The following is a 15,664-nucleotide window of genomic DNA, read 5'->3' as shown; positions in this document are numbered from 1 at the left end:
GTAAGCGCGCATTTCGCTGCGCGTTATAAGTGGGCTTGAGCCGGCGGTCAGGCAGGCTGCCTTTTGAAGTTGAATGGTAGCAGGTCATCGATGTCGGCGTTGTCGGGACGCTGCGGCAGTTCGGTTAGGACGTGGCGCAACCACGCGAATGGTTCGACGCCACAGGCGCGACAGGTCAACATCAGGCTATAGGTGACGGCGCTGGCCTTGGCTCCATCGACGGTGTCGCTGAACAACCACGATTTTCGGCCGGTGGCAAAAATTCTAATGTCGCGCTCGAGTAAATTGTTATCAATCGGCATCCTACCGTCGTCGGTATAGCGGGTCAGATATTCCCATTGATTGCGCGTATAGGAGACGGCATCGCCAAGCTTGGTGTCGGGCACGACCTTTGGAGCGATCGCGTCGAGCCACGCCTTGAGTGCGTTCAGGACCGGGACGCTGTGTTTCTGGCGAAAGCGGCGCATGTAGTCGGCCTGTGGTTCACCGTCATCCGGCCTCTCGTCCCGCACCTGCCTTTCGATCCGGTAGAGCTGGTCGAAGAACTTGATGGCCTGCGCCGGCGGCCCGCCGGGTTTCTTGCGCGCCTTGAGAGCATCGACAAACTTCCGCCTGGCATGGGCCATGCACCCGACATGCGTGGCGCCTTTCAACGTGCGCCAGGCCTGATAACCGTCACTCATCAGGATGCCGCGGTAGTCGCCAAGGAAGGCCTGCGGATGCTCTTGTCCGCGGCCGGGCTGATAATCGAACAGCACGATCGGCTGTTTACTGTCCTCGCCGCTGCGAAAGGCCCACATATACGACGTGCTGGTCGCTTCCTTGCCCGCTTCCTTCAGCACCTGGACTGTGGTCTCGTCGCCATGAATGACGGTCTGCGATCGAAGCCGCAGCTTCAGCCTGTCATAGATACGAGACAGGTGTTTTTCGCTCGAACCGATCACCCAGTGGCCCAAAGCGCCGCGGCTGACAGGAACCCCGGCGCGCTCGAAGGCCTGCGCCAAACGATAGAGCGGCGTGCCGTCGACATATTTATGAACGAGCGCGAAGGCCAGCGTTGAGGCCGTGGCGATGCTACCCGGAAGGGGCTGCTTCGGCATCGGCGCGATGATAACAGGCGTGCTGATCCCGGTGCGGTCACAGTTACGGCACGCATATTTGGCTCGCGCATTCTGCAGAACCGTGGCCTTCACCTCGATGTGAAGCTGCTCGGTAACGAGCTCGCCCATGCGATGCATCGGGTGGCTGCAGCACGGACAGACCTTCTGGTCGTCGGCAAGGTCATATTCGACGCGCTGGCGCGGCAGGTTCGCCGGCAATGGCCTGCGGCCGGGTTTCTTGCCCTCCGGCTTTTCGATCTCCGCCAATCCCGTGTCCGGTAGAGCGACGGCATCATCGGCGTCTTCGCTGTCCTCGTCCCCCTCAAGGGCAGCCTGCTCGGCCTCGTTGAAGATGCGATCCATGTGCTTTTCGCTGCGAGGCGCAAAACGATGCAACTGCGCCAGCGCCAGTTCTTCTTCAAGCTTGAAGACGCGCTGCGCAAGGATATCCTTCTCGGCCTTCAGCGCGGCGATTTCGGCAGCATTCGCCGCCAAAAGCGCCATCAATTCCGCAACATCAGGGGTGCCGCTTCGAGTCATTATAGTCTTGAATCTGAGCCGTTCCCTTACGTCAACGGCAAAGTTCAGCCGACAAATTCATATTGCCGCACCGGATGGCGCACCATCGCGTCGAGATCAATGCCGTCGAGCAACCAGTGCAGTTGCTCGGCATCGAGCGGCACCACCGTCTCCTGCCGTAAAGGCCAGCGGAACTTGTCTTCCGTCAGCGCCTTCAACATGAGCACAAAGCCAGACCGATCGAAGAACAGCAATTTCATCCGGGTTCTGCGACGATTGCAGAAGGCGAACACCGCGCGCTCGAACGGGTTGAGGCCCATTGACTGCTCCACCAGGATCGCAAGGCTGTTGATCCCCGCACGAAAGTCGATCGGCTCCCGGTGAAGATAGACGCGCAGATCATCAGCCAGCCGGAACATCGCAACGCCCCAACGCTTCGATCATCGCCGACAAAACCTCAGCATCCGCATCTTCCAGCTCAAGCCGCACACCGTTCGGGAGCGACGCCTTTAACCGCAGCCGTGGCGATGTCGGCCGAGCCGACGGGGCCGGCGGCCGCACAGTCGGCACTGCCGCAACCACCGGAACGAAGGCCGGCGGCGCGCTGTTCGACATAACCGTCAATTCCGTCTCGGTCGCTTGCCGGCGTCGGCGGAGCGCCACCCAGTTGCGCAACTGATTGGCGTTGACTCCGTGCGAAAGCGCAAGCCCTGCAATCGATACTCCCGGCTCAAGGGCCGCATCAACCAAGCGCTCCTTCTCAACCGGATCAAATCGTCGCTTACCGTTGCCAAGAACCCGAACCACTCGAAGCGGCCCTGATCTTCCCGCGCCATCCAATGTCATGTGTCCACAGTCTCCGTTGTGGACACAGAATCCCTCACTGCCACGTCTATGAACAGGTGCGGGGAATTCCGCGCTTACGCTTCAACAGCATCTGTCAGACGGCTTGGTGACGATTGTCGGCTCTGGTTTGTCATGCGCTGAAGGGCTTCCGGGCATGGGCGAGTTAGCGACCCATCTCGATGCAACGGTGGCAACCGGCTTGGCGGCTGCGGACGTAGATCGCTGGAGCGCGATTTCACCGCTCCTGGCGGCAAAAGGCCTCGAAGCGGCTCTTCTCGAGGTGTCTCCGACACCAGGACTGGAAGTCGCGATCGTTGCTCGCACGGCAGAACTAATAGCTATGCGGGAGCGCCAAATTGTTGCCGAAGTTTTTTCACGGACGCGGACGTTGCGTTTCACTCGGCTCGTCAAGCAGTTGTTGAAACCTCATACCGGGCTTCCGATTGTTACAACGAACTATGATCGGTTGGTTGAGGTCGCCGTCGAGGAAGCTGGTCTCGGTGTCGACACACTGTTCGTCGGCCATTTCGCGGGTGAGCTAAACGAGCAGGAAAGCCGTGTAAGCTTCTGCCGGGAAGTGACCCTGAAAGCCGGGCGAGTGCAGTATCGCTATCGTCCGCGCGCCAATGTGTTCAAACCGCATGGTAGTCTCGATTGGTATCAACGTGACGGGAAGCCCGTCCGTTACTCCGGAGATCTCGATCTACCGCGGCTCATAATCACGCCGGGATTGAACAAGTTCCGCAATGGCTACGAAAGCCCGTTTGACCGCCATCGGGAACGGGCAAATTCAGCAATCGACCGTGCCAGCCGGTTTCTGGTGATCGGATATGGCTTCAACGACGATCATTTGGAGACTCATCTCACCCCTCGCATTCGCAGGGGCGTGCCCACACTCCTGTTGACCTATGGACTTTCAGATAACGCGGTGAAGCTCGTCAACGACTGCCGCAATGTCATCGCGATTCAGCGCGCCGAACAAGGAGGCGCTTCCGGCTCCGGCGTTTTTGTCGCCGGCGTCGAGACTTTCTTTCCTGGTCTGGACCTGTGGGATCTAGGCTCATTCGTTGCAGAGGTGCTTGAATCATGACGGAAGCTGCTCTTCAGTTTGCCGAAGACGATAAAATCGGGCGCGTCGCGTCGGTGGATACCAGCCGCGTCGCGATCGATGTGACCAACTCCGTTCTGCTCACGCGGATTGGGATCGGGCAGCTCGTCGCCATTCGCGGCGCGACAGAGCGCGAATACCTCATCGCCATGGCTGAGCGCGTCACCCGCAGCATCAGGGAGGAACTGCCCGGCCTGGACGATGAAGATGCCGATGGTGCGCTTCTGGCGGCGGTGCCGACCGATTTGATTCAGGGCGTATTGATCGGCACGTTCAGAACGGTTGAGGGAGATCGGCGAAATACCTTCAAGCGCGGTGCCGATAGTTTTCCGCAGATCGACCGGGACTGCTTCGTGATCGAGGGCGGAAACCTCCAACGCTTTATGGGTATCCTGGGCGCAGGCTTCTCCGACGATGAAAAGCTCAAGCTTGGCACGTTCGTCGCGGACCGCACGGCAGACGCGATCGCCAGTGGAGACAAGTTCTTCCAGCGGCACGCCGCGATCCTCGGGAGCACCGGATCAGGTAAAAGCTGGGCGGTTGCACTGATCCTCGAACGGGCCGCCAAGCTGAAGTTTCCGAACATCATTGTGTTCGACATGCACGGCGAATACGCACCCTTGGCTGATAAAGCGAACGGAGGATTTGCCACGCGCTTCCGTATCGCCGGCCCCGGAGATCTGGAAAATCCGGGCGACGATACGTTATTCCTACCTTATTGGCTGCTCAACCGTGATGAAATGCTGTCGATGATCCTCGATCGCAGCGACCAGAACGCACCCAATCAGGCGTCACGGTTCACCCTGCATGTCCGCTCCTTAAAAGGGCAGACACTCGACGTCGAGGGCAAGGCGGACATCAAGAAAACGTACACCGTCGATTCACCGATACCCTACGATGTAAAACAGTTGGTCGGGCTTCTGAACACAGACAACACGACAAAAGGGGTTGGAAAGACCGGCCCGGTGAAGGGTGAATGGGAAGACAAGCTGACACGGTTCCTCTCGCGCCTCGAAGCGAAGCTGGACGATCGGCGCTACGGCTTCATGTTCGCACCGCCGCCTGCTGCGATGAAATACGACTGGCTTGCAGCGCAGGTGCTCAAGCTGCTGCAATCTGGCGATGACACTGGCATCAAGGTTATAGACTTCTCTGAAGTGCCCGCCGATGTGCTCCCTGTGGTGACAGGAACGCTGGCCAGACTGCTCTATGATGTTCAGTTCTGGATGAGCGGAAAGACCCGGACGCCGGTTACGCTGCTGTGCGACGAGGCGCATCTCTATCTTCCGGTTCGTGATGACGCCGATGCGGTCCAGCGCCAGGCCCTCGGATCGTTCGAGCGGATCGCCAAGGAAGGCCGGAAATATGGCTTCTCGCTGCTCGTCGTGAGCCAGCGCCCCTCGGATGTCAGCCGGACGATCCTAAGCCAATGCAATAATTTCCTCGCATTGCGCCTGACGAACGAAACCGATCAGGGCGTTATCAAGCGCCTGATGCCAGACTCCCTCGCAGGGCTGACAAGTATCTTGCCGTTGCTCGATACGGGTGAGGCGCTGTTATTGGGTGACGCTGTTTTGCTGCCGACGCGGATCAAGCTCGATATGCCCAAAGTGGCACCGGATAGCGCGACGCGAGATTTCTGGAAGGAATGGGGATCGGTCAAGCCGGACGATGCTGCCATCGCGTCGGCTATCGAATGTTTGCGCGGACAGTCGAGAAATGCGTAACCCACACTCCGGCTCAACTAATCGGCGCTGCTTTTGTAAAAGAGGAACCACTTAATTGTCAGCTTCGGCCGATGCCGAACCTTTGCATCGACTCATCGAATGTCTGCTTTTTGCGATGACCGTCTCAGCAGCCGTCGGTCCCCTCACGGCCGCAAGTCGGAAACAGCTTCCGCTTTGCGCCGGCATTCCGGTTGTTGAATCCAGTTCCACGATGTCCTAAAAGCAGCCCTTCAGCTCAAGCCGCCTTGTTGTCGATGATGGGGCGAGGAGCGGTCGCGACCAACGCGCCTACCCATTAACATGGCTCTCTGGGCAAGAGGGTTGGTCGCCGACGGATTACGATTCCTTCGGTTTCCTATCCGGTGAACCGCCATACTGAGCATAGGCGTCCAGCATCAATTGCGTATACTCACTCGTGCTAGAGGCTATCTCGCCCAGGCCCGGCCAGGCGAAAGGTATCGTGGACGAACTCGAGACAAGTTCAACCTCGAGACCTAGTAGCTCCGCTACAGCCAAAGCCTGGACGGGGTCCTTCCCCTCTGGCCACAAATCTTCCTCAAGAACAATCCAGACGCCATTCTCGTCATCGACACTGATCTCAGCCTGAAGAGCGCCCAGCTTCTCGCTAATGTTGGTAGCGTCATCAAGCAAAGCGCTGCGGATGAGAAGAATAATCTTCTCTTCATTCAGGTCGAGCTTGGGCCTGCCATCGACAATCCGGAAATCGGGCTCGTCTCTATCCAGGGCACCGTCAGTTTTCACCGGGAGGAAAGACTTGCCGTCATCATCAGACCAGAATGGCGTGTCAAAGATGTCGAGAGGAGATGCCCCGCACCCCGGGCAATGCCAGAGGTTCTGAGCGATCTGGGCGCCGGTGATCTTTCCATCGCAATGTAGACAGAACCACAAGTCAGACTCGCTGCGGCTCAACGGATGGCGAACCACCTCACTAAGGTCAGGTTTTGTGGACCGTCGGGGCCAATCGGCAGAGATTTCCGCGCGAACCTGAACAGCCCGATCTCTGGCCAGACTGAGTGCTGTTTGCAGGAATTCCGGATCAAGGACAGGGCATTCAGCTTCCTGATGCGTAAATGTCTCGACGATCGGGGTCAAGCCAGGGTTCTCTGGCACCCTGATGCTCCATCCTTCACCTGCTATGATGACGTCGTGAAAAACCTCCTGAAGCCGATATGCATGATTCCCAATCATGCCATGTTCGGCCTGGTCGAGGTATGCGAAGCGCCGGTTCATGGTTTCTGGATCACCGTTCCGGAAGGTTGCCGCCGGGAGGGGGCGCTTGACGAAGGCTTCGAGGCCCGCCATTTGTTCGGTAGCGATCTGCCAACCTTTCTTGCTGGCGGCGATGAGCTTGGTCCAGTGAGGGAAACCCAGTTCCCCCGCAATCAAGTTAAGGGCCTGGTGTTGCGCGATCCTGTTTGCGCGCGCGTATCGCTTTGCCAGAGCCTTAAGTCTGCGAAATTCTTTTGTTTCGGTCATTATCCATATCCCGGAATGATCCGACCATGTGCCCGCTAATGGCCAGACCCATGCCCGTTGGCATGGAGTGACACTTTTAGAATTTAAACGCTGACATAGCTTTGCGTGGCGGGCACACCGGCCCGCGTGTAGGCCATGCTTTGTATGCCAAGCATGACGATTGCGGTCAAGCCTATCTATATTTGCTGATAGCGATCCGGCGCAACGTGCCGGCTGCTGGCCCGCATTCTGAACTGCAACATCTCAGCACTCGTGGAAGAACGCTGCCGCGGGGTAAGATGGGGGTGGCGCAACAGGGGTCGGCGACGGCCGATCTACAATGCGCCTTCCCATTCTGGCGTTCAGTCACCGTTCGTGAGTTCCTCAAAGCGGATTGTCAGCTCAGACCGCTATTACGGCAGCTGCAACCAACCCGCGCTAAGCCAGAACGGCTACCGAAGCTTGAGCGCGCCAGCACTCGCCGTCGATGGTTTCGCGCGAAAAGCCGTAGAGGCTTTCGTCAGACGAGAACGCCAGGGCGAGCTCGTCTAATCGACGTAGCCCTGACCAAGAACGCCCGACTGTCGAGAGTACCTCTGTCTTGTGGGCGAAACGGTCTGGCGGTAGGGAAGCGCGAGCTTATCATTGTGATGGCCTATTCCATTTCGATCGACGAAAGGTCGAGCAAGTGCCGAATATAAACATCGATAATGACACGGTCCGGGCGTCTCGTGCTGGTCATACTGTTCACGAGAGATGGGCGGCCCGCCGCGCGTTGCAGCTTCTTTTTCCGAGCGACGGTCTCAATGCAATGGCGGTGGAGGGAATCTCGCATACCGAGACGGGTATTCGAGCTTGCAGAATCCTCCGTGTCAAACGAGGACGACCCCGTTCATCCGTTCCGGAATTGCGGACAAATAGGCATCGTCCGGGCGAAGAGTAGCTCTGTTCACCGTCTGGGATTCCCACATTGCTTTTGAAACGCGGGCACTGGCAGGGCTATGTTGGTCGTTGTTTATCCTGGCTACTGCCTGCCTTGTCCTCTGATCTGAGGTCATTTTGCCGTAAATGACAATGCGCTTAATTCTCATCCGGCATTGACTTCAGGTTCACTCAGGTCGTGATCAGCCTCTCCGTCCCGAGCATTCCCACCACTTGCTAACCTCGGCGGCAAAGCCCCACTCATTCAACGCCTATTCTCCGTGTCTCGCGACATGGTTAACAGCGCGCGCCTAAGCAAACGTTAACCATCTTTAATCTATTGATTTTTCTTATTTTTTCCGATTTGCCTTCGGCGTCCTTTTGGAGTGTTCGCCACATCTGCCGTCGCGTCCGCGGCTAAGGCGCTCGGCGTAAGGGCGGCCGCGAGGGCTGCATGCGGTCCCATGAAGCTTCCGTAGCCCGGTCGGCACAGGAACGACGTCGATATCCACGACATCGGCGCTGAAGTTCGGTCATGGCATATATCGTGGCCAATGCCGCACATCCCCCGCTCTCTCGTCGGATGTGAGCAACGGGACCGCCAATCGAATGCGCGTGTCGATCGGGTTTCCCTCACCACCTAATCCGATCGGGACAAATAAAGTCGTTTAAAAGAGAAGCATTCATCCCAGGTACCGATGCTCTCGATGCCAGGACAGAGCCTCGACCGACGGTATGGCATCCCTATATTTGGGTGCGCGAATAGGGGTCCCGTGAAGATCATAGTAGTGACGGCCGTTATCGAAGTCAGCCTTCAGACGGCTACTGACCTCGAACCGGCCATCCGGCGAGACAGTCACATACCCCAGGTCGAAAAGTCGATGAATGTCGGTGCGAAGGAGCAAACCGTTCGAAGGCGCGTGCTCTCCACCCGCCTCGAAAGCACGGATGTGAGCCGCATCCAAAATTGGCAGGGTCTTTTCACCCGAGATAGCGCAACGGCGTTCGTAGCTATCGGTGATGGTCAGGCGAAACGCGCCCTGCCCCAATCGCGGCTTGATCAGCGTCGGCTTGCCGAAGCGCTCAGCCGTGATCGGCTCGGTATTTCGAATCTCGGGAAGCGAGCTCAAGCGCTCTGCGACTGCGGACCATAGGTGTTGGCCGTCTCGTTCCTGCGTGCCGAATCCCTTGCCGGTCACGATGTTTGGCGACCAGCTCTCCGGAACGGACAGCCAGAGCTCCCTCGGCCAAAAGAACGGCTGGGTCAGGATCCGGCAGCCGATGACGGGATCCTGTCGATCGTCCAGAGCAATCGGATCGCGGCGATAGCTCGCAATTCGCGCCCGCATTTCAGAGCGGCTGGATACGCCGTTCTTAAGGCCAAAGGCCTCCTAGGCCAGAGACAGCGGCGCGATTGATGCGTGACCGAAAATGCCTCCACCAACGATGAAGTTATTTGGCGCATGCAGCTTGAAGAGGAACAGTTCGCCAGGCTGGAGCGCCCGAAACTGCGTAGTGCCGCTGGGCTGCCAGAAATTGACTTCGTCATGTGGAGCGGACGCGCTTAACTGGTCAAACCAGGATTTGTCCGTAACAGCGACGAAGAGCCTGACCATAATCTAATCTCTCAGCTCCGCTGTTTCTGAAGCGCCGACCTCGTGGCACTCCACATGGCGAGCTCCGCAGTCTGCGAACCAACCGCTGCGGAGCACAATTTCCAGGTCGTCGCCCTCGCCTCATTCACTTCGGCGTCCCCTACGCGTCCTACTTCTCTCATGTCGCAAGCGCCCGCCCGAGATCTGAAAGCAGCTTTTCGCGCCGGTCCTCCGAAAGCTTGGCCAGGTTGTCGCCTTTCCAGCGCACCGCTGGCAGCTCCCCGGCTCCACGCACTCCAAGCAAGTCCCAGTCAGGTTCGCCGGCCTTAAAGGAGAGGAGAAAACGCCGGTGCTCGGCAGGCATCTTGCCAACGACCTCGGTGATTAGAGCTTCACGAGCATCGCACAACGCCTCCAGGGTCACGGGCTCTTCCGTCATGCCGGCAAACCCCGCATCGAACTCCGGGCGCAGGTCTTTGCGCGTCGGCGCCAAAACCTCCGCCATCGGCCGATTGTGGCTCAGCATGTACACAATGAAAGCGCGGCGCAGCTCGTCAGATACGCCCTCGTTCGCGAGCAGATCCCTGACATCGAACAGATCTCGCGGGTGCTGCCGATCCAAGGCGGCGACGATCTTGCCGGCATAGAGGTCAGGGAACGACACGACAGGTACCTCGGCATAGCCGAAGAGCTCTTCGACCCGGTCGCAAACCGGCCGTGTCTCGGGAGAGTAGACGTAGCCACGAATGACAGGCGTCACCTCGATCTTGATCTGCACACCGTCGGAGGCAACCAGCACCTTTGTGGCAGCGCCTTCGCTGTGCAGCGGCACGACCTGGGTGCGGCTACGCGGCACATTTTCCCCTATTCGGGTAGCAATCCGTCGTATGGCAGCGTCGATATTGGCGAGGGAAGTCACGCGATCCTCAACCGGAAGATAGGTCAGATCGATGTCGACCGACAGGCGCGGAAGATCTCTGAGGAAGAGATTAATGGCCGTGCCACCCTTCAATGCGAACACAGCCTCCTCAGCGACGAGTGGCAGCACCCGAACGAGAAGGCTGACTTGCGCGCGATAAACCTCAGACACCGGCATCGAGTGTCTCCGGCACAGTGATCTGATACTTGCTGTCCAGCCGACCGCCGACCACGATTTGGCGCTTGCCACGACCGAGCTCGATACGCTTGAGATCAAGCCGGCCGAACCATGGATGGGCGTGCCGCTCGGCGAACCAGAGAAACAGCCTCTTTACCTTCACGCTTCGGCACGCTTCCAGCACGGTCTGAACCCGCTTCGGGCTCAGAGTGCGAACCGACTCCATTAGGACATCCGCCTGATGGAACGTCTCCTGGGACGGGAGCAGGTCGAGAAGCTCGCAAAGTGCTCGCTCCGGCGAGGAGGCATCTAGTTCCCATCCCCAATGTCCCCATGCGATGCGTGTCCTCCCCGGCGCGTCGACACCGAAGAGCTTGTCTGCCTTGTGTTCGACGAACTGAGCGTCAGTCGGTATCCGCTCGACCCAGCCAGGCAGGCTGCCATAGGCATAGAGGTGGATTTCTGGCTTGCCCGAAAAGCGGAGGTAGTGCGTCAGGCCTTGCAACTCGAGTGCGCTGCGACCGCCGACATGGACGGACTTGTCAAGGAGACGCTGGAGCGAGATGACCACGCGCTGCCAGGCTATGATCTGCTCGACGTTGCCGGTCGGCCGCTGATAGACGCTGCGGACGACGCCTTCGAGCCAGCCCTGCGCCACGTACTTTTCCCGCCATTGCCGACGGTAGCCGTGTTTCTCCAGCCAAGCGGTATCAACCACCAGCCCCTCGGGGAGCAGGCGATGAAGTTGGTTTATCTTTTCGTTCTTTTGACCTACCATTAGTGGGTGAAAATAGCATGAGTCCAAACCGCAGGACAAGTTCGGGGTTTCGCATTTTTGACCCATTAACGGTAGGCATAAAAGCGCAGTATTCAAACCACCAAGACACAACGCATCTGGAGGAGGAAATGACCAAGCTGCCGAAATTCACGCTTACGCATAACGAGAAGAAAGATCGCTGGGATTTGACCAAAGACGGCTCAAGTCGTCCTACGGCGAGCTTCGGCACCAAATCCGAGGCGACCAAAGGCGGCGCCCTCGAGAAGGCTGTCGGCAAGGATGGAGGATCGGTCAAGATTCAGAAGGTCGACGGTCAATTTCAAGAAGAACGGACATATCCACGTACCGCCGATCCCAAGAAATCGCGGGGCTAATTCGTATCCACCTACCGGCACTTCAACGAAAACAACCCGAATGCCTCTCACGATAGACGAAGTCATGGCCGATCCTCCACCGGCCCAGCAGGAGGAAATTGGGAGGCGATATCACGCGTTGCGTCGAACTCTGCCGTCCCCATAGCGCGACAAAGCGCCGAACGACCCATCAGCGGCCAAAAGCATGGGCCCTCGCTTGCCGCGCCATCCTGACTTATCGAGACTTCCACACTCGCAGCGCCTACCACCGCGAGGGCGTGAAGCCATGATCGTCATCATCACCAAATAGGCGCTCCGCTTCGAATCGATGCTCAATCGCCTGCGCAGACAGACGAGCCTCGCGCTGCGCCAAGTGCTCTCTGGTCCAAGCCAGAAACGCCGACAATCTGGGGCTCGGTTCGGCCGAAACCTCCTCGGTGAGCATAGCGATGAGACGACGAAGCCGATCCAGTTCGTCAAGTTCGGAGAGAAGCGTGCTCAGTCCGGTAGTGCAGCGATCCTCGATGTGTTTGATGCGCGCAGCGAGTTCGCGGCGACGACGCTCCTCCTCAATCCTCCGCTGCTCTGCCTCCCGCCTGAGCCGCTCTTCAGTTTTCGCCGCAGCAAGCACTGCAAGGCCTACAGCTATGTCGCTGGCCATATTCTCCAGCCGCTGAACCTTGGCGTCGCGGAAACTGCGGCGCGGCGCGATCCCTCTTTCGTTCCCAGGCCTCCTCCTTGGCCCGCTCAGCATCAGTCAGAACATGCTTGTCCCGCCTGATCGATTCCGTGATCGAGAAACCGACAGTCTCAGTTTCGGATTTGAATTTCGCCAGGCCCTCGCCTGCGACAAGCTCGATCAGCTCCGTCAGTATTGACGAAGAGCGTCGCCCACGTAGTTTTCGCTCCACTATCTGTCGCGCCAGGCGGTCATGTTCATTCAGTCCAATCTCGGCGGCCGATGCCCTGCGCAATCGCCAACAGCCGGGATTCTCGATCGCAATGCCTGCGCCGATCCACGGGTTTTGAGGCCGAGATTGAAGGCGGCGACATGCCGCAGTGGCGACGTCGGCCTGGCGCAGGATCAAACGACCAGTAGCCAGCCCAGCCCGGGCGTGCCCCAGGACGCTCACAGCGTTCCAAGCGTCGGTGGCGATCTGGCGACACGCATCGCCACCGACGCAATCAAGACAGAAAACTTTCAGTTATTGCAGCTACAGGCCGTGCGCACTATATTGGCGATCAAGGAGACATCGCCATGGCCAGCCAGATCATTCATTTTGCCGGATTGTCGGATCGCGACCGTAAGACGACGTCGCCGTTGCCGAAGCTGGCCGCGGGCGACAGACTGGAGCTTCATGTTCGTCGTGAAGGCGGCAGGGACCAGACGCTCTCAATCCCGCCCTCCGCCGCTGCGGCAGTTGAAGCGCTTTTGGTGCATATGCTGCGCGGTGAGCGCGTCGCCGTCCTGGCCGAAGACCAGGAACTGAGCCCGACCGAGGCGTCGGCCATTCTCGGTATCTCTCGTCCGCTCGTCGTCCTGCGTATGGACCGGGGCGATCTGCCATTCCGCTACGTCGGCAAACACCGACGCGCCCTCCTGAAAGACGTGCTCGCACTGAAAGCTACGCTCGACAAGCGGCAGGCCGCGATGGATGCGCTTGCCGAAGACACTGAGGACCTGATCCAGACCCATGGCCTCTAACCCGCCCATCGCGGTCTATGATGCCTGCGTCCTCTACCCGTTCCACCTGCGAAACGTCCTCATCCAGTGCGCCTTCGATGGGCTCGTCGACGCGCGCTGGACCGACGACATCCATGACGAGTGGATCCGCAATCTCATCGCCAACACTCATGCCTTGCCCATGGAACGCCTGGAGGCCACGCGTGACAGGATGAAAGCCGTCCTGCCGGAAGCGGACGTGGGGAACTATCGCCCGTTGGTCGCGAGCCTCAAGCTACCTGACCCTGATGATCGGCATGTTCTCGCAGCCGCTATCGCAGGGAAAGCCTCCGTTATCGTCACCTGGAACCTCAAGGATTTTCCAGCACAAGACCTCGTCCCCTATGGTGTGACCAGCCAGTCCCCGGATGATTTCCTGACCGATCTCTATGCGGCGTTTTCCGACGCGCTCATTTCCAGTGTCAAACATGCGCGGCTCAATTTGCGCAAGACAACGCCATCGGTTGAAGCATTCGTGGACGCACTTCAGCAAAGCGGACTGAAGGAATTTTCACAGGTGCTTCGCCGAGACATCGCCGGGCTGAAGTGATTGGGCCAGGCCCCAACAGAGCACAACAACCGAAACCCCGCACGCGTCAGTCGGCAAACCTTATTCCCCATCAACTTCCGCCTCGGCCGAAAGCGACTCATTCTAAACAGTCTGCCGGCTGAACAGCCCCCGCATCCTCAAGCGCATGCCGGCGCGGGTCGCTATCCTCCTAATCTTCCGGCGCGAACTCGGAGGGGCCAATGTCACCTCGCTGGTCGACCGCAAGAGCCGCTAACCGCGTGATGATCAAGAATGCCACACGGCGTTTCAGCAAGAACATTCGCCGCGCAGCGCTTGCACATAGCCCCATCACAGCCGATCAACTCGTTTTCGAGCATAAAGTGGACGAGCCCGGCGCTGTTTTGAACTGAAGTCGTTGTCACTTCGAGCGCCCTCGAGAAGCCAAAGATTGAATTTGCTTCTCTTGGCTCTATCTCAAAAGTCTGACAACGTGATGAACGTTAGCAACATTCGTGTGTGAGAAAACCCTGGCAACATCTTGAGATGACAGGAACGCCGTCTGAACGAACCGCTTAAACACCTTCTGGACATAGCTCGACAGGCGCCGCAGACGAAGAACGCGTTGGAGGTTCAACGTCGCAGCTTCGCATACGGCAACACGCATTTCGACAACAGCAAAATTACTCGCGAGATGGTGAACCGCATGGCTGACGAAATGCCCCTCTCATCTGGCATAGTTCCGCGGCGTGAGCCCAAATGAGCGAGGAAGACCGTCGCCACAGTGTGGCTAGTGACGCCTACCTGATCGCCGATGAACAGGCGAGAGCTGAAGCCGAAGCCAGGAATGGGCTTGTTCGGTTTGATCTCGCCTGTCAAATGATCATCGATACCATTTAAAAGGAAGATCGCCGGAAGCTGCGCCCGTCCGCAATTCTGGCCCTTCATCGTGCGGCGCTCGACTGTATCAGCAGTTATGCGGGGAACTACTGCCCTGCCGATGTGGAGATCCAAGGAAGCAGACACAAACCAGTAGATGCTTCTCAGGCGCAGAGCTTTATCGAGCATATGTGCGACTATGTGATTGCCCACTGGAACGGTAAACCGGCTGTGCCCCTAGCCTCTTACATCATGTGGCGGCTCGATTGGCTTCATCGATTCACAGACGGCAACGGACGGACCTCGAAGATGGTGCCGTATGTCGTTGCTGTGCGGGAAACTTGGTTGCTGCTGCCGATAGCTTCGTTCTTTCCCCGAAAATATTTCATCGGTTAAGCACTTACTCCTAAATCTAGTATGCGGCGACCCAGCCTTACCCGCGAAGAGAAACACAGAGCCGGCAGGAACATACAAGTCAAAAGGGAACTTGCAATCAGCTCCGCGATCAGAGAACCGCATGTTGAGTGCTGGCAAATGCGACTTGGCGTAGCGGGAATATCTAGGGTGACAGGTGCGAATGATCTCCGAATCGTGAACGTCCGACTCGCTCCGTCGCGTTCCGGGTGGACTCTCGATAAGCATCGGGACTTATCTCATCCGGCTAAACATCCATTGAAAGACGCCGCTTCGCCGGAACCTAGCGTCAGTCTAAGATACCCGACTTGAAACCCATTCATTTGCGGCGTGGATCGTTGCTATTCAAACAAACCGTTTTGGCAACCCTCCGAATGGCGATAGAGAGAGCTGACTTCAACTGAAAGACAGAGGGCGAATGTCTTTCGCGAGCGCCGTCAGAGGTGGTCTGATGTCGGTGAACGACCTTCGGTCAATCGGCTGATGACGCGCCCGGCGGAACGCGGGATGTTTGCGCTTTGGCGGCAGAGGATGTGATGCGCGGGATTCCAATCACCGACCCGAGGCGCGCGGCGCAGACGTCGGCGGCGCAATCGCGCATGATTTCCTGTCGCTGCTTTC

16 protein-coding genes and 1 pseudogene are annotated in these 15,664 nt (G+C 58.3%); 6 read left to right on the top strand and 11 right to left on the bottom strand.

The annotated features are described in order from the left end of the window. Positions 1-47: 47 nt before the first annotated feature. From tnpC to tnpA, 3 genes are read right to left on the bottom strand one after another with little or no spacing between them, the layout of a single operon-like run. Positions 48-1,640 carry an IS66 family transposase gene (tnpC, locus tag GHK62_RS25780; protein WP_153438046.1) on the bottom strand — a complete coding sequence of 531 codons (1,593 nt, stop codon included), beginning with the start codon at positions 1,638-1,640 and terminating at the stop codon, positions 48-50. Positions 1,641-1,684: 44 nt separating this feature from the next. Then, positions 1,685-2,038 carry an IS66 family insertion sequence element accessory protein TnpB gene (gene tnpB / locus GHK62_RS25775; protein WP_153438048.1) on the bottom strand — a complete coding sequence of 118 codons (354 nt, stop codon included), beginning with the start codon at positions 2,036-2,038 and terminating at the stop codon, positions 1,685-1,687. Continuing rightward, positions 2,022-2,369, bottom strand: a complete 348-nt coding sequence (gene tnpA / locus GHK62_RS25770) for an IS66-like element accessory protein TnpA (protein ID WP_327791134.1) — start codon at positions 2,367-2,369, stop codon at positions 2,022-2,024. The genes tnpB and tnpA overlap by 17 nt, the downstream gene beginning before the upstream one ends. 202 nt (positions 2,370-2,571) lie before the next feature. Here tnpA and GHK62_RS25765 point away from each other — a divergent pair, with 202 nt between their 5' ends. Together GHK62_RS25765 and GHK62_RS25760 are read left to right on the top strand one after the other, a co-directional pair. Next, complete coding sequence (locus tag GHK62_RS25765) at positions 2,572-3,555, top strand: SIR2 family protein (protein WP_202982058.1); 984 nt, start codon at positions 2,572-2,574, stop codon at positions 3,553-3,555. Continuing rightward, entirely contained in the window at positions 3,552-5,300 is a 1,749-nt protein-coding gene (locus GHK62_RS25760; protein ID WP_153441855.1) for an ATP-binding protein, read from the top strand. Before GHK62_RS25765 ends, GHK62_RS25760 begins: the two co-directional genes overlap by 4 nt. Before the next feature lie 336 nt (positions 5,301-5,636). Here the strand turns inward: GHK62_RS25760 and GHK62_RS25755 are convergent, their stop codons facing one another. The 5 genes from GHK62_RS25755 to GHK62_RS25740 all read right to left on the bottom strand — a co-directional run bounded on the left by GHK62_RS25755 (position 5,637) and on the right by GHK62_RS25740 (position 11,166). Beyond that, positions 5,637-6,797: a hypothetical protein gene (locus GHK62_RS25755; protein WP_153441854.1), complete on the bottom strand. Its 1,161-nt coding sequence runs from the start codon at positions 6,795-6,797 to the stop codon at positions 5,637-5,639. 1,583 nt (positions 6,798-8,380) lie between these two features. Next, the gene (locus GHK62_RS34535) at positions 8,381-8,827 is read right to left on the bottom strand and encodes an HNH endonuclease (RefSeq protein WP_234887050.1); all 447 of its coding nucleotides are present in this window, start codon (positions 8,825-8,827) and stop codon (positions 8,381-8,383) included. Positions 8,828-9,088: 261 nt separating this feature from the next. Further along, positions 9,089-9,313, bottom strand: coding sequence for a hypothetical protein (locus tag GHK62_RS34530; protein WP_234887049.1), 225 nt, complete (start codon positions 9,311-9,313; stop codon positions 9,089-9,091). 157 nt (positions 9,314-9,470) lie between these two features. Next, positions 9,471-10,388 (bottom strand): nucleotidyl transferase AbiEii/AbiGii toxin family protein, encoded by a 918-nt coding sequence (locus GHK62_RS25745; RefSeq protein WP_153441853.1) that lies wholly within the window; start codon positions 10,386-10,388, stop codon positions 9,471-9,473. After that, positions 10,375-11,166 (bottom strand): type IV toxin-antitoxin system AbiEi family antitoxin, encoded by a 792-nt coding sequence (locus GHK62_RS25740; RefSeq protein WP_153441852.1) that lies wholly within the window; start codon positions 11,164-11,166, stop codon positions 10,375-10,377. The genes GHK62_RS25745 and GHK62_RS25740 overlap by 14 nt, the downstream gene beginning before the upstream one ends. Positions 11,167-11,294: 128 nt before the next feature. On the opposite strand from GHK62_RS25740, the gene GHK62_RS25735 reads away from it, so the two are divergent. Beyond that, complete coding sequence (locus GHK62_RS25735; RefSeq protein ID WP_153441851.1) at positions 11,295-11,540, top strand: DUF2188 domain-containing protein; 246 nt, start codon at positions 11,295-11,297, stop codon at positions 11,538-11,540. Between the two features lie 241 nt (positions 11,541-11,781). Here the strand turns inward: GHK62_RS25735 and GHK62_RS25730 are convergent, their stop codons facing one another. Together GHK62_RS25730 and GHK62_RS34525 are read right to left on the bottom strand one after the other, a co-directional pair. Then, positions 11,782-12,273 carry a hypothetical protein gene (locus GHK62_RS25730; RefSeq protein WP_153441850.1) on the bottom strand — a complete coding sequence of 164 codons (492 nt, stop codon included), beginning with the start codon at positions 12,271-12,273 and terminating at the stop codon, positions 11,782-11,784. 79 nt (positions 12,274-12,352) lie between these two features. Further along, positions 12,353-12,676, bottom strand: a pseudogene (locus GHK62_RS34525) (DUF1612 domain-containing protein); the annotation flags it as partial. 101 nt (positions 12,677-12,777) lie between these two features. Between GHK62_RS34525 and GHK62_RS25725 the strand changes: the two are divergent. Both GHK62_RS25725 and GHK62_RS25720 read left to right on the top strand, forming a co-directional pair. Next, a complete protein-coding gene (locus GHK62_RS25725; protein ID WP_153441849.1) occupies positions 12,778-13,224 on the top strand; it encodes a MerR family transcriptional regulator in 447 nt (148 codons plus the stop codon). Then, positions 13,214-13,792, top strand: a complete 579-nt coding sequence (locus tag GHK62_RS25720) for a PIN domain-containing protein (RefSeq protein ID WP_153441848.1) — start codon at positions 13,214-13,216, stop codon at positions 13,790-13,792. Before GHK62_RS25725 ends, GHK62_RS25720 begins: the two co-directional genes overlap by 11 nt. Before the next feature lie 591 nt (positions 13,793-14,383). On the opposite strand, the gene GHK62_RS35070 is transcribed toward GHK62_RS25720, so the two are convergent. Further along, positions 14,384-14,818, bottom strand: a complete 435-nt coding sequence (locus GHK62_RS35070) for a hypothetical protein (RefSeq protein ID WP_327791120.1) — start codon at positions 14,816-14,818, stop codon at positions 14,384-14,386. Here GHK62_RS35070 and GHK62_RS25715 point away from each other — a divergent pair. Next, entirely contained in the window at positions 14,717-15,025 is a 309-nt protein-coding gene (locus tag GHK62_RS25715; protein ID WP_327791123.1) for a Fic family protein, read from the top strand. The genes GHK62_RS35070 and GHK62_RS25715 overlap by 102 nt on opposite strands. The last annotated feature ends 639 nt before the right edge of the window (positions 15,026-15,664 follow it).

This window comes from Sinorhizobium terangae (genome assembly GCF_009601505.1).
GTDB lineage: Bacteria > Pseudomonadota > Alphaproteobacteria > Rhizobiales > Rhizobiaceae > Sinorhizobium > Sinorhizobium terangae.
This window is presented reverse-complemented; position numbering and strand designations above follow the sequence as displayed.